Annotated in this window: 25 protein-coding genes; 15 read left to right on the top strand and 10 right to left on the bottom strand. The window is 69.4% G+C overall.

The features are described 5' to 3' along the window. Positions 1-65: 65 nt before the first annotated feature. The gene (locus QH196_RS30220) at positions 66-635 is read left to right on the top strand and encodes a helix-turn-helix domain-containing protein (protein ID WP_280419256.1); all 570 of its coding nucleotides are present in this window, start codon (positions 66-68) and stop codon (positions 633-635) included. 59 nt (positions 636-694) lie between these two features. Here the strand turns inward: QH196_RS30220 and QH196_RS30215 are convergent, their stop codons facing one another. Further along, positions 695-1,291: a DUF1707 SHOCT-like domain-containing protein gene (locus QH196_RS30215; protein ID WP_280419255.1), complete on the bottom strand. Its 597-nt coding sequence runs from the start codon at positions 1,289-1,291 to the stop codon at positions 695-697. A gap of 167 nt (positions 1,292-1,458) precedes the next feature. Between QH196_RS30215 and QH196_RS30210 the strand changes: the two genes are divergently transcribed. From QH196_RS30210 to QH196_RS30185, 6 genes are all read left to right on the top strand, one after another. Then, complete coding sequence (locus QH196_RS30210; RefSeq protein ID WP_280419254.1) at positions 1,459-1,647, top strand: hypothetical protein; 189 nt, start codon at positions 1,459-1,461, stop codon at positions 1,645-1,647. A 49-nt stretch (positions 1,648-1,696) separates the two neighbouring features. After that, positions 1,697-2,188, top strand: a complete 492-nt coding sequence (locus QH196_RS30205) for a GNAT family N-acetyltransferase (RefSeq protein WP_280419253.1) — start codon at positions 1,697-1,699, stop codon at positions 2,186-2,188. 117 nt (positions 2,189-2,305) lie between these two features. Continuing rightward, a complete protein-coding gene (locus QH196_RS30200) occupies positions 2,306-2,704 on the top strand; it encodes a TOBE domain-containing protein (protein WP_280419252.1) in 399 nt (132 codons plus the stop codon). Between the two features lie 7 nt (positions 2,705-2,711). Then, positions 2,712-3,503 (top strand): molybdate ABC transporter substrate-binding protein, encoded by a 792-nt coding sequence (gene modA, locus QH196_RS30195; RefSeq protein ID WP_280419251.1) that lies wholly within the window; start codon positions 2,712-2,714, stop codon positions 3,501-3,503. Positions 3,504-3,586: 83 nt separating this feature from the next. Beyond that, positions 3,587-4,399, top strand: coding sequence for a molybdate ABC transporter permease subunit (gene modB, locus QH196_RS30190; RefSeq protein WP_280419250.1), 813 nt, complete (start codon positions 3,587-3,589; stop codon positions 4,397-4,399). Further along, the gene (locus QH196_RS30185) at positions 4,396-5,445 is read left to right on the top strand and encodes a sulfate/molybdate ABC transporter ATP-binding protein (RefSeq protein ID WP_280419249.1); all 1,050 of its coding nucleotides are present in this window, start codon (positions 4,396-4,398) and stop codon (positions 5,443-5,445) included. Before modB ends, QH196_RS30185 begins: the two co-directional genes overlap by 4 nt. A 197-nt stretch (positions 5,446-5,642) precedes the next feature. Here QH196_RS30185 and QH196_RS30180 read toward each other — a convergent pair whose 3' ends face one another. Further along, positions 5,643-6,104, bottom strand: a complete 462-nt coding sequence (locus QH196_RS30180; RefSeq protein ID WP_280419248.1) for a MarR family winged helix-turn-helix transcriptional regulator — start codon at positions 6,102-6,104, stop codon at positions 5,643-5,645. A 92-nt stretch (positions 6,105-6,196) separates the two neighbouring features. Here QH196_RS30180 and QH196_RS30175 point away from each other — a divergent pair, with 92 nt between their 5' ends. Continuing rightward, entirely contained in the window at positions 6,197-6,769 is a 573-nt protein-coding gene (locus QH196_RS30175; RefSeq protein ID WP_280419247.1) for a YceI family protein, read from the top strand. Between the two features lie 20 nt (positions 6,770-6,789). Here QH196_RS30175 and QH196_RS30170 read toward each other — a convergent pair whose 3' ends face one another. Continuing rightward, the gene (locus QH196_RS30170; RefSeq protein ID WP_280419246.1) at positions 6,790-7,200 is read right to left on the bottom strand and encodes a hypothetical protein; all 411 of its coding nucleotides are present in this window, start codon (positions 7,198-7,200) and stop codon (positions 6,790-6,792) included. 114 nt (positions 7,201-7,314) lie between these two features. Here QH196_RS30170 and QH196_RS30165 point away from each other — a divergent pair, with 114 nt between their 5' ends. Then, on the top strand, positions 7,315-8,151 hold the full coding sequence (locus QH196_RS30165; RefSeq protein WP_280419245.1) for a helix-turn-helix domain-containing protein: 837 nt from the start codon (positions 7,315-7,317) through the stop codon (positions 8,149-8,151). A gap of 75 nt (positions 8,152-8,226) precedes the next feature. On the opposite strand, the gene QH196_RS30160 is transcribed toward QH196_RS30165, so the two are convergent. The 4 genes from QH196_RS30160 to cobC form a co-directional block, all read right to left on the bottom strand. Then, positions 8,227-9,450, bottom strand: a complete 1,224-nt coding sequence (locus QH196_RS30160; RefSeq protein WP_280419244.1) for a bifunctional RNase H/acid phosphatase — start codon at positions 9,448-9,450, stop codon at positions 8,227-8,229. 49 nt (positions 9,451-9,499) lie between these two features. Further along, the gene (locus tag QH196_RS30155; RefSeq protein ID WP_280419243.1) at positions 9,500-10,237 is read right to left on the bottom strand and encodes a zinc ribbon domain-containing protein; all 738 of its coding nucleotides are present in this window, start codon (positions 10,235-10,237) and stop codon (positions 9,500-9,502) included. A 115-nt stretch (positions 10,238-10,352) separates the two neighbouring features. Continuing rightward, positions 10,353-11,474 (bottom strand): Nif3-like dinuclear metal center hexameric protein, encoded by a 1,122-nt coding sequence (locus QH196_RS30150; protein ID WP_280419242.1) that lies wholly within the window; start codon positions 11,472-11,474, stop codon positions 10,353-10,355. Between the two features lie 516 nt (positions 11,475-11,990). Continuing rightward, a complete protein-coding gene (cobC, locus tag QH196_RS30145; RefSeq protein WP_280419241.1) occupies positions 11,991-13,034 on the bottom strand; it encodes an Rv2231c family pyridoxal phosphate-dependent protein CobC in 1,044 nt (347 codons plus the stop codon). Between the two features lie 43 nt (positions 13,035-13,077). On the opposite strand from cobC, the gene QH196_RS30140 reads away from it, so the two are divergent. Both QH196_RS30140 and QH196_RS30135 read left to right on the top strand, forming a co-directional pair. Then, a complete protein-coding gene (locus tag QH196_RS30140) occupies positions 13,078-13,581 on the top strand; it encodes a low molecular weight protein-tyrosine-phosphatase (protein ID WP_280419240.1) in 504 nt (167 codons plus the stop codon). After that, the gene (locus tag QH196_RS30135; RefSeq protein ID WP_280419239.1) at positions 13,581-14,426 is read left to right on the top strand and encodes an SURF1 family cytochrome oxidase biogenesis protein; all 846 of its coding nucleotides are present in this window, start codon (positions 13,581-13,583) and stop codon (positions 14,424-14,426) included. Before QH196_RS30140 ends, QH196_RS30135 begins: the two co-directional genes overlap by 1 nt. 168 nt (positions 14,427-14,594) lie before the next feature. On the opposite strand, the gene QH196_RS30130 is transcribed toward QH196_RS30135, so the two are convergent. Continuing rightward, positions 14,595-15,527, bottom strand: coding sequence for a cobalamin biosynthesis protein (locus QH196_RS30130; RefSeq protein WP_280419238.1), 933 nt, complete (start codon positions 15,525-15,527; stop codon positions 14,595-14,597). Positions 15,528-16,019: 492 nt separating this feature from the next. Between QH196_RS30130 and sigJ the strand changes: the two genes are divergently transcribed. The 4 genes from sigJ to QH196_RS30110 all read left to right on the top strand — a co-directional run bounded on the left by sigJ (position 16,020) and on the right by QH196_RS30110 (position 18,705). After that, entirely contained in the window at positions 16,020-16,970 is a 951-nt protein-coding gene (sigJ, locus tag QH196_RS30125) for an RNA polymerase sigma factor SigJ (protein ID WP_280419237.1), read from the top strand. 174 nt (positions 16,971-17,144) lie between these two features. After that, positions 17,145-17,660 (top strand): gamma carbonic anhydrase family protein, encoded by a 516-nt coding sequence (locus QH196_RS30120; protein ID WP_280419236.1) that lies wholly within the window; start codon positions 17,145-17,147, stop codon positions 17,658-17,660. Positions 17,661-17,830: 170 nt separating this feature from the next. Further along, positions 17,831-18,016 carry a hypothetical protein gene (locus tag QH196_RS30115; protein ID WP_280419235.1) on the top strand — a complete coding sequence of 62 codons (186 nt, stop codon included), beginning with the start codon at positions 17,831-17,833 and terminating at the stop codon, positions 18,014-18,016. Positions 18,017-18,081: 65 nt separating this feature from the next. Beyond that, positions 18,082-18,705, top strand: coding sequence for a TetR/AcrR family transcriptional regulator (locus QH196_RS30110; protein WP_280419234.1), 624 nt, complete (start codon positions 18,082-18,084; stop codon positions 18,703-18,705). A gap of 6 nt (positions 18,706-18,711) precedes the next feature. Here QH196_RS30110 and QH196_RS30105 read toward each other — a convergent pair whose 3' ends face one another. Then, a complete protein-coding gene (locus tag QH196_RS30105; protein ID WP_280419233.1) occupies positions 18,712-20,520 on the bottom strand; it encodes an Eco57I restriction-modification methylase domain-containing protein in 1,809 nt (602 codons plus the stop codon). Between the two features lie 253 nt (positions 20,521-20,773). Further along, positions 20,774-22,207, bottom strand: a complete 1,434-nt coding sequence (locus tag QH196_RS30100; protein WP_280419232.1) for an acyl-CoA carboxylase subunit beta — start codon at positions 22,205-22,207, stop codon at positions 20,774-20,776.

The following is a 22,207-nucleotide window of genomic DNA, read 5'->3' as shown; positions in this document are numbered from 1 at the left end:
GGCCTCCACACCGATCTTCAATTCTCAACTTTGCGAACGGTATCATAAGTGAGAACATAGGCATCATGGATTCCCTGGAGCTGCTGGCGCATCCGGTGCGATTACGGATCGTGCACGCCCTGTCCGGCGGACAGACCTGCACCACCACCCAGCTGTGCGCCCGCCTGACCGGCGTATCGAAGGCGACCGTCTATCGCCACGTCGATCTACTCACCACCGCCGGCGTGCTCGAGGTCGCCGACGAACACCGGGTGCGCGGCGCCGTGGAACGCGCCTACCGCCTACGCCGCGACCGCGCCACCATCGACGCGGACACCATGGCATCGGTGACCCCCGACGACCACCGCGCGGTATTCGCCGCCGCCATGGCCACCCTGCTCGCCGAATTCAACTCCTATCTCGACCGCCCGGACGCCGACCCCGGTGCCGACCTGGTGGGATACCGGCAGCACGGGGTATGGCTCTCCCCCACGGAAGTTGCGGAGCTGATCGACGATCTACGCGCGGCAATCCTTCCACGCCTGAGCAATTCGCCCACCCCCGAACGCGCACAATATCTCCTGAGCCCGATCCTGTTCCCGGCCGGCGGGACCCTCGAAATCCAGCCGCAGGAACCGTCCGACCCCCAGAACTGACAACCGCGGCCGACCGGCCGGGCGCTGTCGCCGCAGTAATCCAAGAGTCCGCCGGCGCCTCACCGATTGTTCGCGCGTGCACCGAACGGCCACCACCAGCGGCGCTCGGGATGCCGGACGGTGACCTTCGCGTGCTGGACCACCCCGGAGACCCGCAGCAGTGGCAGACCGGAAACCGGCGGGCCCGCTTTGTTGGCCACGTTGCCCCACTCGCTGGTCACTTCGTCTATATCGACGCTCCAGCCCGGGGGAACGATCAGAACAATCGATCCGTGCGCGGATTTCACCTCCACCCACACCTCCGGTGAGCGCAGCACGGCCTCGGTGAAGTCGAGACGGACGGCGCCGTGTTCGGTTTCGACCACGATCTGCGGCGGTACGCGCCATTGCCCTTCGCGCTTCACCGAGCTGCCGGTGGATCGCAGGACGAGCCGATCGGTCCGGCTTCCGTGGGCGGCCGGTACCAGGTCGGCGGTGAGTGTCTCCAGTTCCGGCACGGTCCGACCGGCATAGACGGCTGCGATCCGCTCATCGAACTCGGCCAGTTCCAGCCGCCCCTCGGCGAACGCAGCCTGAACGATCGAGGCGGCCCGCTCGCGATCGGCATCTCCGGCCCGCAATGCGGGAAGATGTTCGGGCGTCGGCTCGATCGTCATGGGTCTCACGGTAACCGAGTGGGCACGGCGGCACAGGACGGTCGAGGACTGGACTCGTGCAGTCGGCGAGTCTGAAAGGGCTTTCAGCTGGTTTCAGGTGTCTTTCAGCACGCTCCTGCCACTGTGGCGCTCGACATCATCAGCAACGGTGAGAGGGGCGAGCAGGCATGGAGCAGAGCGTACGGATCGACGGGAACCCTTACCGTGTGGTCGGCCGGGCACGGTTGTCGCCGGTATCGCGTGCGTGCTACGGCAAGTATCGGTTCACGCTGCGCCGGATGACCGACGGGACGCTGTGGTCGGCATTCGGAACCAGGATCAGCCCGGTGTCGGAGTTGGTGCGGCAAGACATCTGAAACGAGTAAATCGTTTGCCGCATAGCGCTTTCCGGCGGAGCATTCGGGCATGGTGATACGAACGATCGGGCCGGACGAATGGCCGACAGCGCGGACGGTGCGGCTGGACGCGCTCGCCGGGTCGCCGCCGGGCACCTTCTCCACCACCCATGCCGACGCCGCGCAATGGACCGAACAGCAGTGGCGGGAGTGGACGGCCCGCCGGTATCCGTTCTTCGTCGCCGTGACGGAGTCCGGGCCGGTGGGTTCGGCGGGTGTGATCGTCACCGCCGGCAGGCCCGAGCTGGTGTCGATGTGGACCGCTCCCCCGGCCCGGCGGACCGGTATATCCGATCGGCTCGTGCATGCGGTGGCCGGGTGGGCGCGTGCAGCCGGGCACCGGGAGCTGCGGTTGTGGGTGCTCGACGGCAACCGGGCCGCCGAGCAGTTGTACCTGCGCAACGGGTTCACCCGCACCGGCGCCGGCCGGCCGTGCAGCGCCGACGACCCGCGGCGCGAAAACGAGATGGCATTGTCACTGTCAGCCCTCCACCGGCATTGACCACTGGATACCGCGACCGATTTCAGTCGATCGGAGGGCCGACCGTCGTACGGCTTCTTCGGTCACGTCGGCAAAACTACCGTGAAGAACCGCATATGCGGGGATATAGTCCTTGATGTGACGTATCTGCGGATCAAGGATGCCGCCGGACTGCTCGGTGTCAGTGACGACACCGTCCGGCGCTGGATCGACCAAGGTCGGCTGCCGTCGGTCCAGTTGGAGAACGGGCGCAAGGGAGTCCGCGGGCAGGATCTGGCCGAGTTCGCGCGGGAGATCGCCGACGCGCCCGAACCGGGCGTAACCGTGGCAGCCTCGGCTCGCAACCGGATGCGTGGCATTGTGACCAGGGTGCTCACCGATACCGTGATGGCGCAGGTGGAGATGCAGGCCGGGCCGTTCCGGCTGGTATCGCTGCTGAGCCGGGAATCGGTGGAAGAACTCGGGCTCGAAGTGGGCAGTGTCGCGGTGGCGTCGGTGAAGTCGACGCATGTGGTCGTCGAAATTCCGGAGAGCTGAGGAAACGATGGTAGGTCGCGTATTGCGTCGGCTGGCCCCGGCGGTCGCGCTGGTGGTTGCGCTGGCCGGCTGTGCGTCGGAGGACTCCGGGGGCGAATCCAGCGGCGGGCCGGGTGATGGGCTCGGCGGCACGCTCACGGTGTTTGCGGCGGCCTCGCTCACCGAAGCGTTCACCACGCTCGGTGAGCAATTCGAGGAAGCCCACCCGGAGGTCGATGTGGTGTTCAGTTTCGCGGGCAGTTCCGCACTGGCCGAACAGATCCGGCAGGGCGCACCGGCCGATGTGTTCGCCTCGGCATCGCCGCACAATATGGAACAGGTGGTCGTCTCCGGCGATATCAGCGGCGGGCCGGTGACCTTCGCCCGCAACCGTCTCGAAATCGCGGTACCGCCCGGTAATCCGGGCAGTATCAGTGGTCTCGCCGATTTCGGACGTCCCGAACCGCGGATCGCGCTGTGCGCCGAACAGGTGCCGTGTGGAGCGGCCGCCGATAAAGCCTTCGCCGCGGCCGGTGTCACTCCGCAACCCGATACCCGGGAACCGGATGTGAAAGCGGTACTGACGAAGGTCACGCTCGGTGAGGTGGATGCCGCATTGGTCTACCGCACGGATATCCGAGCCGGGGGCGAAAAGGTGACCGGAATCGAATTCCCGGAATCGGGCGAGGCGATCAACGACTATCAGATGGGGCAGGTGGCCGCGGCACCGAACCCGGCCGCCGCGGCGGCGTTCGTCGATTTCGCGCTGACTCCGCAGGCTCGTTCGGTCTTCGCGACGGCCGGTTTCGACGCTCCGTGAGTGGCGGGACCCCGCAGCGCCCGGCAGTGAGACCGCAGCCGGACCACCCATCGAAGCTGCTGCCGGCAACGCCGCCCTCCCGCATGACCACCCTGCGCCGGCGCCGGGCCGTGCGCGGACGGCGCCCGCTGGTGCTACTGGTGCCCGCTGTGCTGGGCCTGCTGTTCCTGATGGTCCCGCTGGCGGGGCTGCTGATCCGCGCACCGTGGCAGGGGCTTCCGGAACGGTTGTTCAGCGCGGAAGTCGGGCAGGCGCTGCGGCTCTCGCTCGTATGCGCCAGTCTGGCCACGGTGCTGTGCCTGCTGCTGGGGATCCCGCTCGCCTGGCTGCTGGCTCGCGGTGACCTGCCCGGGCGCGGGCTGATCCGCGCGCTGGTCACCGTGCCGCTGGTGTTGCCGCCCGTGGTCGGCGGTGTGGCGCTACTGCTCGTCCTGGGGAGGCGCGGCGTGATCGGCCAGTACCTCTACGACTGGTTCGGGATCGCGCTGCCGTTCAGCACCGCCGGGGTGGTGGTGGCCGAAGCGTTCGTCGCCATGCCGTTCCTGGTTATCTCCGTGGAGGGCGCGCTACGCGGCGCCGACCCCCGATACGAGGAGGCGGCCGCGACTCTCGGCGCTTCCCGCTGGCTCACCTTCCGCCGCGTAACCCTGCCCTCGATCCTGCCCGGAGTGGTGGCCGGAACCGTGCTGTGCTGGGCTCGCGCGCTCGGCGAATTCGGCGCCACCATTACTTTCGCCGGTAACTTCCCGGGCCGCACCACGACGATGCCGCTGGCGGTGTATCTGGCGCTGGAAACCGATCCGGCCGCCGCCATCGTGCTCAGCCTGGTATTGCTGCTGGTGTCGGTGGTCGTGCTGGCGGCGCTGCGGGAACGCTGGATCCGGGGGGCACTGTGACGCTCGCGGCGCAATTGCGGGTCACCCGCGGCGATTTCACTCTCGACCTGGACCTCACCCTCGATCCCGGGGAGGTCGTCGCACTACTCGGCCCCAACGGCGCCGGGAAGAGCACTGCACTGCGGGCGCTGGCCGGGCTGACCCCGCTGACCGCGGGTTCGATCCACCTGAACGAACAAGTCTGGGACGCACCTCCGACCGAATTCGTTCCGGCCGACCGGCGCTCGGTCGGTGTGGTGTTCCAGGACTACCTTCTCTTCGCCCACCTCGACGCCCTCGACAACGTCGCCTTCGGGCCCCGCGCCCGCGGTATGCGGCGGGCAGCGGCCCGCGAACGGGCCGCGCACTGGCTGGACCGGGTGGGGCTGGCCGACTACGCCCGGACCCGGCCGCGCGAACTCTCGGGCGGTCAGGCGCAGCGGGTCGCACTGGCGCGGGCCCTCGCCGTCGACCCGGCTCTGCTGTTACTGGACGAACCGCTGGCCGCGCTGGACGCCGCCACCCGGGTGCGGGTGCGGGCCGAACTGTCCCACCATCTCGGTGATTATCCCGGGCATACGCTACTGGTCACCCATGATCCACTGGACGCGATGGTGCTCGCCGATCGGCTGGTGATCGTAGAAAACGGTGCCGTGGTCCAGCAGGGACCGCCGGCCGAGGTCGCGCGGCGGCCGCGCTCGGATTATGTAGCGGACCTGGTGGGGCTCAACCTGTTCCGCGGGACCGCGGCGGATAACCGGGTGCAGCTCGACGGCGGTGGTGAACTCACCGTCGCCGAACCGGCCACCGGCCCCGTATATCTGACTTTCGCACCGTCGGCCGTCGGCCTGCATCCGGAGCGCCCCGGCGGGAGCCCGCGCAATACGTGGCCGGTGACCGTGGCGGGTCTCGAACAGCACGCCCATACCGTGCGGGTGCGCCTCGATGGCGCGGTGCCGGCACTGGCCGATATCACCCCCGCCACAGTCGCCGAACTCCGGATCACGCCCGGGACGAAGCTGTGGGCGGCACTCAAGGCCACCGAGATCCACACCTACGAGGCGTGACGAGGCCGGGAGCGGGGCACCACCCGTCCACCTGGGCCGAGTACGGCGTTCGCCGAACCGATAACTCACGGTGACGTGTGGCCGGCGGCCCGACGCCTGTGCTGCGCCGGCGCACACAGCTGAGCGACACTTGCGTCGCGGCGGCAAGCCGACGATGGCAGCCGAGACCCCGGCATCGCGCAGATCGGGCAGGTCGTCTATGGCACGTTGTCGAGTCGTTCGAGGATACGGCCGACGATGGCACCGAACGCTTCCACCTGCTCGTCGGTGAGCGCGTCGAAAAGGAGCTCGCGCACGGTTTCCACATGCCCCGGCGCGGCTTGCTCGATCGCAGTGCGACCCTGTTCGGTGAGCGCGATATAGGCGCCGCGGGCGTCGTCGGGGCAGTCCTCGCGACGTACCAGCCCACGCTTCTGCATCCGGCCGAGATGGTGCGACAGCCGGCTCTTCTCCCATTGCATGATCTGCCCCAGCTCGCCTACCCGCATCCGGGGTTCCGGCTCGTCGGTGAGCCGGACCAGTACCTCGAAATCGGAGAGCGACAGCCCGGAGTCGTGTTGCAGCTGCCGGTGGAGCCGGGCGACCAGCTGGGTGTGCATCGTCAGGTAGCCGCGCCAGGCTCGGCTCTCCCGTTCATCGAGCCATCGCGTCTCGGTCATATGACCAGCGTAACCCAGTAGTTGACATATCACCAACCTGGCCGCACCATATGTATGACACATCAACTACTTCTTCGAACCGGAGGACCCCGATGACCAGCGCAACGAACCTGAAAGAACTCAGCGGCACCTACACCCTCGATCCCACCCACACCCGGGTCGGTTTCGTCACCCGGCACGCGATGGTGACCAAGGTGCGCGGCTCGTTCAACGAGTTCACCGGCAGCGCCTACTTCGACAGCGAGAACCCGGCGAACTCCTCCGGTGAGGTCACCATCCAGGTCGCCAGCATCGATACCCGCAACGCCGATCGCGACAACCATCTCCGCGGGCTGGACTTCCTGGGCCTCGACGAATACCCCGAAATCACCTTCCGCTCGACGGCGATCTCCCCCACCGGCGCCGATACCTTCGACGTCACGGGCGACCTCACCATCAAGGGCGTCACCCGGCCGGTCACGATCCCGTTCACCTTCGAGGGACAGGCCAACGATCCGTTCGGCAATGTCCGGGTCGGTTTCGAGGGGTCCACCACCGTCAACCGCAAGGACTGGGGCATCACCTGGAACGCGGCGCTCGAGACCGGCGGCGTCCTGGTATCGGACAAGGTCGTGCTGGAGTTCGAGGTCTCGGCGATCAAACAGGACGACTCGGCCCAGAGCTGACCACCGGGGCGGGCGCCGGTTCAGCCGAGCATCCGGCGCAGCCCCACATATTCGACAGTCGCGAATACCGCAACCACGGCGGCACCGGCCAGCAGGAACACAACCCCCGCGGCGGTGAGTGGAAGCAGTCCGGACCCGGCCAGGGCGAGCATGCCCAGCACGGAGACACCGTTGACCGCGACCACCGCCGTCGCGTGGCGCGGCGAGATAGACGGGTAGCCGGCGATGAGCAGCAGGACCAGCGCACCGCCGAGCATGGCCACGCCGAACGGGATCGACCAGGCGGCCGGTAAACCCAGCGGGTCCTGCAGCGGGACCGCGGCAGCCAGCATCAGAACGCCGAAAGCCCCTGTGCCCCAACCATCGAGACGCAGGGCACGGCGCAACAGATCGTCACGAGCGGCGCGGGCGGGGACTGTCACGGTGTTCATGTTTCTGCCTTCCGGTCCAGAGGTTTCGTCTGCGACTGTTCCCGCCGCGGGTCAGCACCTCAATGACCCCACAGGTCATGGCCTCGGTGCCCGGGCGCCCGATACGCTCGCGCCGTGGAACCTCGTACGGGCACCGGCCCGTCCCGGATCGGCGGACTCCTGCGGGAATGGCGGCAGCGGCGCCGGATGAGCCAGCTGGACCTGGCGCTGGCTGCCGGCTCGTCGGCCCGGCATCTGTCCTGCGTGGAAACCGGGCGGGCAGCGCCGAGCCGGGATATGGTCCTGCGGTTGTGCCGGACCCTGGATGTGCCGCTGCGCGAACGTAATACATTGCTCGTCGCCGCGGGGTACGCTCCGGCGTACCAGGAGAGCAGCCTGGACGACGCTCATCTGGCCTCGGCGCGCGCCGCACTCGACCATATGCTGGTGGCGCATGAGCCCTATCCCGCCGTCGCGGTGGACCGCTGGTGGGATGTGGTCGCCGGAAACGCGGCGCTGGCGGTCTTGATGGACGAGGTAGAGCCGCATCTGTTGACGGGGCAACCCAATGTCTACCGTTTGGTTCTGCATCCCCGGGGGCTCACCGCCCGGCTGGCCAACCCGCGGCAGGTGCGCGAACAACTCCTGGAACGCCTGGCGCGGCAGGTCGACACCACCGGAGACCCACGGTTGCGGGACCTCTACGACGAGGTCGCCGGCTATCCCTCCCCGCCTGCGGACACCGAAACAGCCGGTTCGACCGCACCCGGTCCGTTCCAGGTGCCGTTACGCATACGCACACCCGAAGGCGAGCTGTCCCTGTTCGCCACCATGGCCACCTTCGGCGCGCCTGCCGATGTGACACTGTCGGAACTGGCGATCGAACTCTTCTATCCGCTCGACGATTTCACCGCCCGCTACCTGCGGTCGCGAGATGCGGTGCGTGAACCGCACGCCCCGGTGCCGGCCTGATGCCGCCACAATCGGCCTGGTCTACCACGGTCAGGGGACTGCCCGGTCGGCGACCACCGCCGACGATGGAGCCGGTCAGAGATAGCTCGTATCGTTGACCAGCCGGACCGATGATCCGCCGTCCGGATAGAACTCCGCCAGCGACAGCGATGCCAGGTCCAGATGCAGCCGGTACAGCAGTGACGGGCCGACGCCCAGCGCCAGCTGCAGCAGCGTTTTGATGGGGGTGACATGGCTGACCACCACGATGTTCGCGCCCGGATACCGGGCCACCAGGTCGCGGCGGGTGTCCTCCACGCGTTCGCGGACGGCGTCGAAACTCTCGCCGCCCGGTGCGGGCAGGGAGGGGTCGCCCAGCCAGCGGGCGTGCAGGTCCGGGTCGCGTTCGGCGGCTTCGCGGAAGGTCAGGCCCTCCCACTCGCCGAAATCGGTTTCGGTGAGCCCGTCGATCACCCGGACCTCCAGCCCGAGCGCGGCGGCCGCGGCTTCGGCGGTTTCCCGGGCACGGCCGAGTGGTGAGGTGACCACCGCACCGATATCCCCTTTGGCGGCAAGCATTTTGGCCGCACGCGCCGCCTGCTCGCGACCCACCGCGGTGAGCGGCGGGTTACCCCGGCCCGAATAGCGCCGCTGCACCGAGAGTTCGGTCTGCCCGTGCCGCAGCAGCAGGAACCGGGTGGGGCGGCCGGTCGCACCGGTCCAGCCCGGCGACGCCGAAAGGCGGGCGGAGGCACTGCGGGAATCGGCGACCGGGTCGGCACCCGCGAACCGGGCGGCAGGCCCCGGAGCCTCGGCGCCTGCGGACGTGGCGTCCACCACCGATTTCCCGGCGGCGCCACCACTTCCCGCCGAGGTGGCGGCGACGGCCTCGTGGAGCTCCTCGATCAGTCCACCATCGTCCATGGCCTCGTTCGCGAGCCGGTCGGCGTGCGAGTTCTCGGCGCGCGGGATCCAGCGGTAACTCACCTGGTCGAATCCCGCGGCCAGGCGGCGGGCGCGATCGGCCAGCGGGACCATCGCCGCATGTTTGACTTTCCAGCGCCCCGACATCTGCTCGACCACGAGTTTGGAATCCATCCGCACCGCGACCACCCGCGCACCGAGTTCGGCCGCGGCTTCCAGCCCCGCGATCAGGCCCCGGTATTCGGCGACATTGTTGGTGGCGACACCGAGGGCTTCCTTACGTTCGGCCAGAACCGCGACCCGGTCCGCGTCGAACACCACGGCGCCGTAACCCGCGGGTCCCGGGTTACCCCGCGATCCCCCGTCGGCCTCGACGATCACCTCACGCACGCTCATTCGGCCTCCCGCTCCGCGCCCACCTCACGACCCCGGCCGGGGCCCGAACTCACAATCCGGATTCTTTGGTCCGCACCAGTACCGCACCGCATTCGGGGCAGCGCACCACCACATCGGGTGCCGTTTTGGCGATCCGCGCGATCTCCCCGCGGTCGATTTCGATCCGGCAGGCCCCGCACCGGCGAGCCTGTAGCAGGGCCGCGCCGGTCCCGCGGTCGGTGCGCTGCCGGTCGTAGATGCTCAGCAGCTCCTCCGGGAAGTCACCGACGAGGTTCGCGCGATCGGTTTCGCAGCGCTGCTGGGCGGCGTCGAGGTCGGCCACGGCCGTGTCGCGGCGTTCGCGGGCGGCGACGAGCTCGGATTCGGCCTTGTCCAGCCGGGCGCCCGCGTGTTCGTGATCGGCGGCGGAGGCCTCCCGCCGCTCCATCACCTCGAGCAGTTCGTCCTCGAGTACCGAGCGACGGCGTTCCAGGCTGCCGAGTTCGTGCTGCAGTTCCGACAGCTGTTTGGCGCCGACCGAACCCGCCTCGAGCACCCCGCGGTCGCGTTCCTCGCGTTTGCGGACCGCGTCGACCTCGCCCTCGAGTTTGCGGATATCGCGGTCCAGATCGTCGAGCACGATCTCCACCGCCACGGCCGCGTCCTTCTGCGCATTGCGCTCGGCCTCGAACCGGTCGACCTCCTGCTGTTCGGGCAGAACTTTGCGCCGGTGCGCGATCCGGGTCAGCTCGGTGTCGACCTCGGCGAGACGCAGCAGTTTGGCCTGAATCGATGGTTCGACATTCAACGCGAACGAACTCCCTGCACGCTGTGGACGGATAGAACGTCCACCGTACTCGGTCGCCGGACGGGCCGACCGGCCGCCGGTCCCAACCCCGGCGACCCGATCCGGCCCGGGCGGCTCAGCCGCCGCAGCCGACGGTCCACGGGTCGGTCCGCACCCGCGACACCCGCGTTTCCAGCTCCGGCAGACCCGCTCCGACCACCTCCGCGGCCTGCGCGCACCACGGGAACTCGGTGGCCCAGTGCGCGGCATCGATCAACGCCGGACCCGACCGGCGCAGATGTTCGTCGGCGGGATGGTGCCGCAGGTCGGCCGTGAGGTAGGCGTCGACACCGAGCCGGGCGGCGGCGTCGAGCAGCGAATCCCCCGCACCACCGCAGACCGCGACCCGCCGCAGCACGCGGTCGGGGTCGCCGGCGGCGCGCACACCCCAGGTGGTTTGCGGTAGGGCGGCGGCCGCGCGGGCGGTGAACTCCCGCAGCGTGAGCGGTTCGGCCAGTGTTCCGACGCGGCCGAGACCGAGGTTGCCGGGTAGCTGGGCGCGTTCGGTGACGTGGTAGGCGGGTTCCTCGTAGGGGTGGGCGGCGCGCAGGGCCGCCAGGAGCGCGCTGCGGTCGCGGGGTGCGGCGACGACGTCGATCCGGTCCTCGCTCACCCTGGTCAGCTCGCCCACCGTGCCGACGGCCGGGTTCGCGCCGTCCAGCGGCCGGAACTGACCGGTTCCGGTGACCCGCCACGCCGCCTCCCGGTACTCACCGGACCCGCCCGCCCCGGCGGCGAACAGCGCGGCCAGCACCGCTTCGGCGTGATCGGCCGGCACCTGGATACTCCATTTGTCCACGGCCGGAACCGGTTGGGGTTCGAGCGGTCCGGTGACGGTCAGGCCGAGTGCCGCCGCCAGCGCATCGGAAACTCCGGGGTCGGCGGAATCGGCGTTGGTGTGCGCGGTGAACAGCGCACAGCCCGCACGCACGAGCCGGTGGATCAGCGCGCCCTTCGGCCGGTCGGCCGCCACGCTGTCCACCCCCCGAAGCAGCAGCGGGTGATGCGCCACCAGCGCCTGGGCGCCCCAGGTGACAGCCTCTTCGACCACCGCCTCGGTGACATCCACGGCGAACAGCACCCGCCGCACATCCTCCCCCGGGTCCCCGCACACCAGCCCCACCGAATCCCACGATTCGGCCAGCCGGGGCGGATAGGCCGTCTCCAGCGTCTCGATGAGTTCCGCGAGCCTCGCCACACCACACCTTTCGTCGACTTCCGGCGAACCGGTACCTGTCGGCCGGCCCGCGTCCACTCCGCCGCGTCCGGAGGCGGCAAGCTCCGACGCCCGAGAGCGCGGAGTTCGGTCTCCCCGCGGTACCGGGTGGATTCCCGAACCGGCAACGATAATCGGTCCGGGCGGTATCAGCGTGGCGCGGCCGGTACTCGCAGCATCTGTCGCCGGCGCGGGTGATTTCCGCAGCGGGTACACCCCTCGAAAGCGTCGGAGTCACAACGCGCGACAATGATGGGCGACGCCTGGTGCTCGCCTCGGTGCGGGGAATCCGTATGGGAGAAGCCGTCGACCCGAGATCCCGGTGGCACGCAGGTCACCGACGAGCCGGCCGACCTCCGCGCCCGAGCGCACCGCGACCCTGAGATGATCCGGCCCCAGCCCCGGGAAGGTATCGCACCACCCCCGGGCACAACCCTCGCGGCTACAGCGGGCAGCGCCTCGTGTCAGCGCCGAGCGATCGGTTTGCTGTGAAATCGTTCAACCGGCGATTCCGGCGGCGCGTAAAGCCCCGACAAGGCGATCGACCTCCGCGGCCGAACGCACCGCGACCCGGAGATGATCCGGCCCCAGCCCCGGGAAGGTATCGCAGCGCCGCACAGCGACCCCCTGCTGCCTTAGATGCTTGCGCACCAGTTCCCCGTCCCGGACCTCCAGCAGCAGGAACGGGGCCGCTGCCGGGGAGCCGACCCGGATCCCGGCCGCGGTCAACCGCCCGGCCATTGCTTCCCGGTCACGCGTGATCCGCTGCGCGCGGTCCGCCGTTTCCGCCAGGGCCTGCGGCGATGCCGTCGCGGTGATCGCCGCGAGTTGGAGTGTGCCCAGCGGCCAATGCGCGCGCCCCTGCACGAGTCGCTGCAGCACCGTGGGTGCACCGAGGAGATATCCGCAGCGCAATCCCGCCAGCGCCCAGGTCTTGGTGAGGCTGCGCAGCACCAGCAATCCGTCGCCGGCTTCCGCGGCCAGCGATTCCGCTTCCCCGGGTACCGCGTCCATGAACGCCTCGTCCACCACCACGATCCGCCCCGGGCGCTGCAGCGCGCGCAGGGTCCGCGCCGGATGCAACACCGAGGTGGGATTGGTGGGGTTGCCGACGACCACCAGGTCGGCTTCCTCGGGCACCAGCGCCGGGTCGAGGGTGTAGGGCGGGTCCAGCACGACCCGCGTCACCGGGATCCCCGCCTCCCGCAGGGCGAGCTCCGGTTCGGTGAACGACGGGTGCACCACCGCCGCCAGCCGCGGGCGCAGACGTGGTAGCAGTGCGAATCCCTCCGCTCCGCCGGCCAGTGTCAGCACCTCGGCGGGATCGATCCCGTGCCGGGCACCTACCGCCTCCCGGGCCAGGCGGTCGTCTTCGGCCGACGGATACCGTCCGAGCGAATCCAGGGCCGCCGCCAGCCGCTTCCGCAACCATTCCGGTGGCCCGCTGCCCTGGACGTTCACCGCGAAATCGAGCAGACCCGGCGCAGCTTCCACATCACCGTGATGACGTAAACCGGCGAGATCGACGTGGTCGGCGAGCATGAGACGCACCCTACGTGGCGCTCGCGGGGTGCGACCCGCCAGAATGGCTGTCGTGGGTGAGCTGCACATATCGTTCGTCTGTACCGGCAATATCTGCCGGTCCCCGATGGCGGAGAAGATCCTGGCCGGGCATCTGTCGCGCGCCGGCCTGACCGATCGGGTCCGGGTGAGCAGCGCGGGCACCCACGGCTGGCATACGGGCGCCGATGCCGACCCACGCACCACCGAAACCCTGCGCCGGCACGGCTACCCCACCGGTCACAGCGCCGCCGAGTTCGGTGCCGAACACCACGACGCGGACCTGGTGGTCGTGATGACCACCGACCACGACCGCAATCTCGCCGTCCGCGGGGTGCCCGCGGAGCGCCGGCGCCTGCTACGCAGTTTCGATCCGGACGCCGACGGTACGGATGTGCCCGACCCCTACTACGGCTCGGCCGCCGAGTTCGACCTGGTCCGCGACCAGATCGAAGCCGCGATCCCCGGCCTGCTGGACTGGGTCCGCGCCACACTCGCCGCCCGCGCCGGCGAGCCGGAGCCGGTCTGATGCGCCGCCTGTCCTTCCTGCTGCGCCCCGGCTGGCTGATCCTGGCCGCGGTGGTGGCCGGGTTCGCCTATATGTGTTTCACGGTGCTGGCGCCCTGGCAGCTGGGCAAGAACGATGCCACCTCCGAACGCAACCAGTTGATCGAAGATTCGGTGGACGCCGACCCGGTCGCGGTCACCGATCTACTCGACGGCGGCGACGCGGCGACCGAATGGCGGAAGGTGTACGCCGAGGGCAGCTATGTCCCGGATTCGACCGTGCTCGTCCGCCTGCGGCATCTCGACGGCGCCCCCGCTTACGGGGTGCTGTCGGCGTTCACCCTCACCGACGGCCGCACGCTGCTGGTCGATCGCGGGCTGGTCGCCGCGGTGGACGGTTCCCAGCCGCCGCCGATCGAACCGGCCCCCACCGGCACCCAGCGGGTCGAGGCACGGGTGCGGATCTCGGAGAACATCGACCCCGAACGGGCCCCGGCCGTACAGGACGGGATCCCGCACGTCTACTCGATCGATGTCCCGCAGGAAACCACCGTCCTCGGGCTACCCCTGACCCCGATTCCTGTCGGTGAGCGCGGCGCCTACCTCCAGCTCGCCGACGACCAACCGGGCGCCTTCACCCCCGTCCCCCTCCCCCAGCTCGATTCCGGCCCCTACCTCTCCTATGGCCTGCAGTGGCTGGCGTTCGGCATCATGGCCCCGCTCGGCCTCGGCTACTTCGCGTGGGCCGAGATCCGGGAACGCCGCAAATCACGCGCACCGGCTCAACCCGAACCGGACGCGGCCGCACCCGAGCCCGCCACCAAGGAAGCACGCCTGGCCGACCGCTACGGCCGTACCCCTCGCTGACGACGCCAGGGTGGCGGACCCGCCCGCGAATTCGCCGCGCCGGAATCGCGGCCCGCAACCAGGTACCCGCCGAGGTCCTGGCCGAAATCGTCACCCTCTCCACGGTCGCGGAGTGATACTTCGGCCTGAAGTCGCAGCGGTCAGGACTGATTCGATCGCGGTTCCGGCTCAGGCGGGGGTCGGCGCAGACCGGGCCACGACCAGCACCACGGCCGAGGCGAGCGCCGAATACTGAACCAGTTTCGACAGCCGCACCGACCGTCGCAGATCGGCGACGTCCGGGACCGGGCCGTCGCCCAGTTCGGGGCGCTGTTCGATCCCGTGCCGGTATTCGGTGCGCCCGCCGAGCCGGATACCGAGCGCGCCCGCGGCCGAGGCCTCCACCACGCCTGCGTTCGGGCTCGGATGGCGGCGCGCATCGCGGCGCCATATCCGCACGACGTCACCCGGTCGCCCGCCGACCGCCGGCGCCACCACCGCGGTCAGCAGGCCGGTCACGCGCGCGGGCAGCAGGTTGGCGATATCGTCGACGCGCGCCGCCGCCCAGCCGAACCGCCGGTACCGTTCGTTGCGGTATCCGATCATCGCGTCCAGCGTGTTCACCGCCCGATAGCCCAGCAGCCCCGGGACCCCGGCCACCGCACCCCACAGCAGTGGGGCCACCGCCGCGTCGGAGGTGTTCTCGGCGATCGATTCGAGTGCCGCGCGCGCCAGCCCGTCGGCGTCGAGCGCCTCGGGGTCCCGGCCGCACAGGGCGGGCAGGAGCTCACGTGCCCCGGCCACATCCCCGGATTCCAGCCGCCGCGCCATTTCCTCTCCGGTGCGCTCCAGACTCCGCCCGCCCAGCACGGTCCAGGTCGCCAGGGCCATCGGCAGTGCACCACCGCGGCGCAGTAGCAACCCTGCTCCCACCACCGCGCCGACCAGTAGCGCTTCGTGCACGATCCCGGCCCGGCGCCGATCCGCGTAGGTAACTGTTTCCATCGACGCCGCGAGCATGCCGAATCCGGCCACCGGATGCCGCCGCTGTGGATCGCCGAACACACGATCCAGCGCAAACCCGGCCAGCAGGCCGGCCGCCGTCGAAACACCTCTACGCACCGGCCGAGCGTAGCCATCGGCCGAGCCGCCGGTGCACAGCCGGTCTCCGGTGTGCCCCGGCTCGCCGATGGTCCGGTCGCCGATCGCCGCCGGATGTCGTCATTCCGGTGCGCGCGGCGCCACCTGCCACGGTCTACCTCCGCCGGCCGCGCCAGGTCGTCGCTACCACCGCGCAGATTCCGGAAGACCGGCCGACCTTTGCCTGCCGGATCGTCGGCCTGCGCCCGTAATGTCCGGATAGCGGGCGCGGGGCCGAGCCGTCCGCATTGCGACGATCTCTCCGAATCAATCCGGCGCAGCGCTCGAGCTGGTGGCGACCGGCAGCGGGCCGGATTCGACCGGCAGCGGGCCTGATTGTGGCCGGGCGATCACGCGCTCGACGCGGCGGCAATATCCTGGTGTGTAGCGCGGTTGTCACAGATCGAATTCCGGTTTCGTCATCGCGACGACACCGTTTCGCCCGGCCCACGGGCCCGAGGACAAGGAACCGCAGTGACCGACGGACACGCCCCCACCGACCTGGCCGCTCGTTTCGAGGAACTGCGCCCCTACCTGCGCCGGCTCGCCTACAGCACGCTCGGCAGCCTGGCCGATGCCGACGATGTGGTGCAGGAGGCGTGGCTGCGGCTGCAGCGGCATCACGAAACGGGTGGCGCGTCCATCGACAATTTGCAGGCCTGGCTCAGCACAGTTGTCGGGCGGCTGGCGCTGGATCAGCTCGGGTCCGCGCGGGTGCGGCGCGAGCAGTATGTGGGCGAATGGCTGCCCGAGCCCGCGGTGGCGGACTGGGAGGATCCGGCGGACCGGATCTCGCAGGACGAGCGGGTCACCATGGCGCTGCTAGTGGTGCTGGAATCGCTGTCCCCGGCCGAGCGCACCGCCTTCGTCCTGCAGGATGTGTTCGGTATGGCCGGTCCGGAGGTCGCCGAGGTGGTGGGCCGTACTCCGGCCGCCGTTCGCCAGCTGGCCTCACGGGCCCGCAAACGGGTGGAGGACGGCACCCCGCGATTCCCCGCGTCACCGGACGAACACCGCAAGGTGGTGTCGGCGTTCGCGCTGGCCTGGCGGTCGGGGGATGTGAATGCCCTCCTCGGGGTGCTCGACGACCGGGTGACGCTCACCGCGGACGGCGGCGGGAAGGTACCCGCGATCCGCAAGCCGGTGCAGGGCGCCGAACTCATCGCCAAGATGCTGCTCGGCTGGTATCACGCACCGTCGGCGCCCGGCGGCTGGGGCCGGTCGATCGAGGTCAACGGCGCGCCGGGGCTGCTCGTTTTCGACGGCCGGCATCCGGGGGTCTTCTCCTTCACCGTCGACGCCGGCCGGATCACCGCCATCCACGCCGTCCGCAATCCCGACAAACTGCGCAACCTGCCGGAGGATATCGGCGCGGAATGGTTCCTCAACGAATCACCCGGGAACACCGGACCGGGCGAGGACTAGAGGCGGCGCGCCGGTCACCGCATCGAATCCGCCGGCTCTGACGCCGGCGGCCCCCGTCCTCCCCGGGAAGGAAAGGAGCAGGACAGGGCGGGCAGCCAGGCGCCGCACCGCCGCTGCACCGCACCGCCTGCTCCCCACGGAGGAATCCGGGAGGCTCCGCGTTAGGTTGGCGTGATGAAGATCGAAGTCAGCGGACATCAGCCCGAGATCCACGACTCCGCGTGGATTGCGCCCACCGCGTGCGTGATCGGCAAAGTGAAGCTCGAGGCGCAGGCCAGCATCTGGTACAACGCCGTTCTGCGCGGTGATACCGAGCTGATCACCGTGGGTGAGCGCAGCAATATCCAGGACGGCTGCGTTCTGCACGCCGACCCGGGTTTCCCGACCACGGTCGGCGCCGGTGTGTCGGTGGGGCATAACGCGATCCTGCACGGTTGCACGATCGAGGACGATTGCCTGATCGGCATGGGCGCGACAGTGCTCAACGGTGCTGTGATCGGGCGCGGGAGCCTGATCGCGGCCAATGCGCTGATCCCGGAGGGGGCACAGATTCCGCCGGGTTCGCTGGTGGCCGGTGTCCCCGGCAAGGTGCGCCGGGAGCTCACTCCGGAACAGCAGCGCGGGCTCGAGCTCAATGCCATGGTCTATCTGCACCATATGTCCGAGCATCAGACCGCCAAGGAGCTGTGACGCGCCTCCGGGACACTTTTCTGGACAAGCGTCCAGTTGGTGACTGATACGATGGAAATGACGTATCCGGGGAGACGGGCGAGCTCGAAACCCGCTGTCCTGCAAGACGCCGGCGTTTCGGGCGAGCCCGAGCGTGTAGGCACCCAGGGTGCCGGCAGGAGGTATGACGGGTGGCGTGTGAGCATTCCGAGGCGCGCCGGCCGAGCAGGCGGGTCAGTGTGGCCGATATCGCCGCGCAGCCGGGGGGTATCGAGGCACTACGGCGACGCGTCCACGAACTCCGCTGCAGCGGAGAAGATTTCGCGGCCAATGCGATAGAACGGGAAATGACCGAACTCGACCTGTCCGCGGAGTGACGCCCGGCACGAAACCAATGCGCAGGTCATGTGGTGGACACAGGGTCCGATACAGTGGGGAAACCATGCCACCCGTACCACCGATTCTGCAGCGCATCCTGTCCGAAGCACCCACCGACAGCGTGAAGGTCCTCGACAGCGCGCTCTCGGCATTCCTGGACTTCGGGATCAAACGCACCAGCATGGGCGAGATCGCGCGGCGTTCCGGGATCAGCCCCGCAACCCTCTACCGCCGCTTCGAATCGAAGAACGACCTCGTGGAAGCGGTGACGGTCCGGGAAGCGCAGCGCTTCGTCGCCAAAATCGACGACCGGGTGCGCACGGTGGCCGGTTCCGAGGATCAGCTGGTGGAGATCTTCGTCGCGTTCATCTCCGCCATCGCGGGCAACCCGCTGCTGTCGCGGCTGCTGCGCACCGAACCCGACCTGGTACTGCCCCGGCTCACCACCGAGGCCGGACCGATCCTCGCCGTCGGCCGCACCTACCTGGCCGCGAAGTTGCGCGAACTCGGCGACTACGGTGACAACGCCGAATTCGACCCCGACCTGGTCGCCGAGATCATGGCCCGGCTGGCCCTGTCGCTGGCCCTCACCCCCGACGGCCTCATCCCCATCGAAGACGAAGCGGCCGGACGCGAATTCGCCCGCCGCACGCTACTGCCGATGGTCTCCGGCCCCACCGCCGGCTGAGCGCCCTCACAACGCGAAGGCCCGATCCACCAGATCGTCCAGCTCGTGCTGCGCTGCCGGCGCGGACTCCGGTTCCCGGACCAGCTCACGGACCAGACCGGCGATCGCGACCGCCGGCGCGGTGGCCGGGTCCGGCAGCGGCAGCCGGGACACGTACTGGGTTATCCAGCGGCGGCGGCCGGAGTACAACCGGTTACCGCAGACGGCGTCGTAGAACCGCACCCCGAGCGCGGAGTTCGCGATACCCATCATCAAACAGGCCAGATCCTCGGCCGGGACATCACTGTCCAGCTCGGACAGTGAAATCCAATAGCAGTCACCGTTGACCACCGCCCCCGACCGGTCCAGCGCGAACCGCGGCCGATCGCTGATATCCGGGAAAACCACCTTGGGCGTCCGCCACATATGCGGCCGCTGCGGAACCCAGTGCTCGAACCATTTCCGGCCGGCCTGGGTGAGATAACTTCGTGCGCTCAGCACCTCCCGATGCTCTTCGAGATAGGCGGCGGTCCGTGGATAACTCGCCAGGTCCACCGGTATCCGGCGCGGATGGTCGCGGTCGTACGGGTACAGCACCCGGGATCGGCGACTGCTCTCCACCCGCCAGGGGCGCAGGTCGTGGTGGGTGATGAGGTCGCACAGCAGCTCCGGTTCGGTCCCCGGGTCTCCCCAGTGCTCGGCGATGAAGACGCGGTCCGCATTGGTTTTGATTCCCACCCGGATACGCGCGAGGTCGCCGAATGTCCGCCACATCCGCGCCGATACCGCGTCCAGCCAGTCGTCGTGCCCCACGCGCGCCATCCGCCACCCCACCGACGCCGAACCGGCCGGAATCACCAGCTCCCCCACCGTCACCGCGAACCGCCGCCCCTGCCACCGGATCGTCGCATCGGTACCGGCACCGAGCACGTCGAACAGATCCGCCTCCGCCACGAACGGCCCGCGATCCCCTGCGGGCTCGCCGTTATCCCGGGCCGGTCCGCGGTCGCGGACTGACGGCAACGTCAGCTCCGCTGACACAGGGTCGGGAATCACTGGCGCGGATATCGCTGTGCCCTCCGCCACGCGGCGTTCCTCATCCGCGTCGGTCGCCCGCCCATCCGTACTTTGCTGGTAGACCGAGACATACCGGCACTGCCCATCGCCCCGGCCCCGCACAGCTATGGTCACCGCCGGTAGCACCGCCGCCTCGAACAATCGCGTATCGCCCAGGTCGTACAGCTCCACGGGCGCCAGTTCGCCCAGCAGCACTGCACGCAGATTCGCGCCCGCCTTCGTGGTCAGGAACCGGTTGGCGCACAACAGGCCGAACACCCCGTCCGGTACCAGCAGGCGCGGGACCGCGGCGACGAACGGATGCGTGAGGTCGAACCGGCCGCGTAACCCGAACTGCCCGCGCAACGCCTGCGCCGCTTCGCCGCCCAGTTGCTGGGTCCGCACGTACGGCGGATTCGCGATCACCACATGAAAGGATTGCGCCGGCAGTGCGCCACATTCGGCCAGGAAATCGGCCTGCCGCCAATCGACCGCGATCCCGGCCCGCGCGGCCCGCTCCCGCGCCACCATCAGGCCCTGCGGGTCCAGGTCGTAACCCACCAGCTCGACAGGCACCCTTGGCAGCCGTTCGGCGAGAGCGGCCCGGATCGCGAACAACAATTCTCCGCCGCCGCAGGCCGGGTCCAGTACCCGCAGTCCCGCCCCCGGCGCCGCCACCCGCGCCGCCACCCGTCCGGCAAGGAACTCCGCCAACGCGGTGGGTGTGTAGTGCCGGCCATGCCTTTTACGCTCGCGAGCCCCCGCTCCATCGCGTCCCATGCGCGCATTCTTGTCCACGCAGGCCGCGAACCCGGCCATTTCGGAATTATCAGCTGTGCGGGCGGAACCGGGTCGAGGAACGAGCGAACACTGGTTACGCCCTGCCTGTCCGCCGAATTGATGAACAATGCCCTGGTCTCGTGCACTGCAGCTATTCGGCGGCAGATCCGCGATCGCGGTTCGAAGGCCCGTCACAGGCAGCGAGGGCCCCGGAGCAACTCGCTCCGGGGCCCTCCACAAGGCATCTACCGCGTCACAGCGGGATGTTCTTGTGGTGGCTCGGCCGCGAGGGAGCGGACGCCAGGGCCGCGGCGATCACGCTGCGGGTCTCGGCCGGATCGATCACCTTGTCCACCACACCGATCGACAGCGCCCGTTCGACACCGCCGGCGATGGCCTCGTGTTCGGCGGTGAGCCGTTCGTGCAGCGCGTCGCGCTCTTCTTCCGGCGCGGCGGCCAGGGCCTTCTTGTGCAGGATGCCGACGGCGGCCTTGGCGCCCATCACCGCGACCTCCGAGCCGGGCCAGGCGTAGACCGCGGTGGCGCCGAGCGAGCGGGCGTTCATCGCGATGTAGGCACCGCCGTAGATCTTGCGGGTGACCAGCGTGACCCGCGGCACCCGGGCCTCGGCGAAGGCGTGCAGCAGTTTTGCGCCGCGGCGCACCACACCGTCCCATTCCTGGCCCACACCGGGCAGGTAGCCGGGGACATCGGTGATCACGACCAGCGGGATACCGAACGCATCGCAGAGCCGGACGAACCGGGCCGCTTTCTCCGCACTCTTGGAATCGAGGCAGCCACCGAGCCGCAGCGGGTTGTTCGCCAGCACACCGACGGTGCGCCCGGCGAGCCGGCCGAGGCCGGTGACCATGGAGCGGGCGTAACCGCCCTGCAGTTCTTCGAAGCTGGATTCGCCGTCGACGTTGTCGAGCAGTTCGTGCACGATCGGTTTCACGTCGTAGGCGCGTTTGGCCGATTCCGGCAGCATGGCCTGTAGATCGACATTGCCGTGTTCGGCGGCGACCGGGTCGAATTCGCCCTGTTCGGCGAACATCGAGACCAGGCGGCGCGCCCGGTGCACGGCATCGGCTTCGTCGTCGGCGACGATATGGGTGACGCCGGATTTCTTGCCGTGGGTGTCGGGGCCACCGAGTGTGGCCATATCGACCTGTTCCCCGGTGACGCTGCGCACCACGTCGGGGCCGGTGACGAACACGCGACCCTCGGGCGCCATGATCACGATATCGGTGAGGGCGGGCCCGTAGGCGGCGCCACCGGCGGCGAATCCGAGCACCACCGAGATCTGCGGTACCAGGCCGGACGCGCGGACCATGGCCTCGAAGACCTGTCCGACGGCGTGCAGGGCCTCGACGCCCTCGGCAAGGCGGGCCCCACCGGAATGCCATAGGCCGACCACCGGCACACCGGAGTCGATGGCGGTATCGATGGCGGCGACGATGTGCTTGCAGCCCTCGACACCCATCGCACCGCCCATCACGGTGGCATCCGAGCAGTAGGCGACCGTCCGCACACCGTCCACCTCACCGACCGCGGCGAGCACACCCGACTTGTCCCGCGGATGCAGGGGTAGCACCGTGCCGGGATCGAAGAAGCGTTGCAGCCGGCCGAGCGGATCGCGCGGGTCGGTCGCGGTTTCCTCGTGGCGGGCCGGAGCCATGGTTGTCAT

Source organism: Nocardia carnea (assembly GCF_029868325.1).
GTDB classification, from domain to species: Bacteria; Actinomycetota; Actinomycetes; order Mycobacteriales; family Mycobacteriaceae; genus Nocardia; species Nocardia carnea_C.
Note: the sequence above shows the minus strand (reverse complement) of the source record. Positions and strands in the feature narration are given on the sequence as shown.

Coding starts and splice junctions, on each gene's coding strand:
- QH196_RS30175 (WP_280419247.1), top strand. CDS start 6,197: ATGACCAGCGCAACGAACCTGAAAGAACTCAGCGGCACCTACACCCTC.
- QH196_RS30170 (WP_280419246.1), bottom strand. CDS start 7,200: ATGAACACCGTGACAGTCCCCGCCCGCGCCGCTCGTGACGATCTGTTG.
- QH196_RS30205 (WP_280419253.1), top strand. CDS start 1,697: ATGGTGATACGAACGATCGGGCCGGACGAATGGCCGACAGCGCGGACG.
- modA (WP_280419251.1), top strand. CDS start 2,712: ATGGTAGGTCGCGTATTGCGTCGGCTGGCCCCGGCGGTCGCGCTGGTG.
- QH196_RS30215 (WP_280419255.1), bottom strand. CDS start 1,291: ATGACGATCGAGCCGACGCCCGAACATCTTCCCGCATTGCGGGCCGGA.
- QH196_RS30210 (WP_280419254.1), top strand. CDS start 1,459: ATGGAGCAGAGCGTACGGATCGACGGGAACCCTTACCGTGTGGTCGGC.
- cobC (WP_280419241.1), bottom strand. CDS start 13,034: ATGCTCGCCGACCACGTCGATCTCGCCGGTTTACGTCATCACGGTGAT.
- QH196_RS30105 (WP_280419233.1), bottom strand. CDS start 20,520: ATGGGACGCGATGGAGCGGGGGCTCGCGAGCGTAAAAGGCATGGCCGG.
- QH196_RS30140 (WP_280419240.1), top strand. CDS start 13,078: ATGGCTGTCGTGGGTGAGCTGCACATATCGTTCGTCTGTACCGGCAAT.
- QH196_RS30120 (WP_280419236.1), top strand. CDS start 17,145: ATGAAGATCGAAGTCAGCGGACATCAGCCCGAGATCCACGACTCCGCG.
- QH196_RS30110 (WP_280419234.1), top strand. CDS start 18,082: ATGCCACCCGTACCACCGATTCTGCAGCGCATCCTGTCCGAAGCACCC.
- QH196_RS30100 (WP_280419232.1), bottom strand. CDS start 22,207: ATGACAACCATGGCTCCGGCCCGCCACGAGGAAACCGCGACCGACCCG.
- QH196_RS30220 (WP_280419256.1), top strand. CDS start 66: ATGGATTCCCTGGAGCTGCTGGCGCATCCGGTGCGATTACGGATCGTG.
- QH196_RS30160 (WP_280419244.1), bottom strand. CDS start 9,450: ATGAGCGTGCGTGAGGTGATCGTCGAGGCCGACGGGGGATCGCGGGGT.
- QH196_RS30180 (WP_280419248.1), bottom strand. CDS start 6,104: ATGACCGAGACGCGATGGCTCGATGAACGGGAGAGCCGAGCCTGGCGC.
- modB (WP_280419250.1), top strand. CDS start 3,587: ATGACCACCCTGCGCCGGCGCCGGGCCGTGCGCGGACGGCGCCCGCTG.
- QH196_RS30135 (WP_280419239.1), top strand. CDS start 13,581: ATGCGCCGCCTGTCCTTCCTGCTGCGCCCCGGCTGGCTGATCCTGGCC.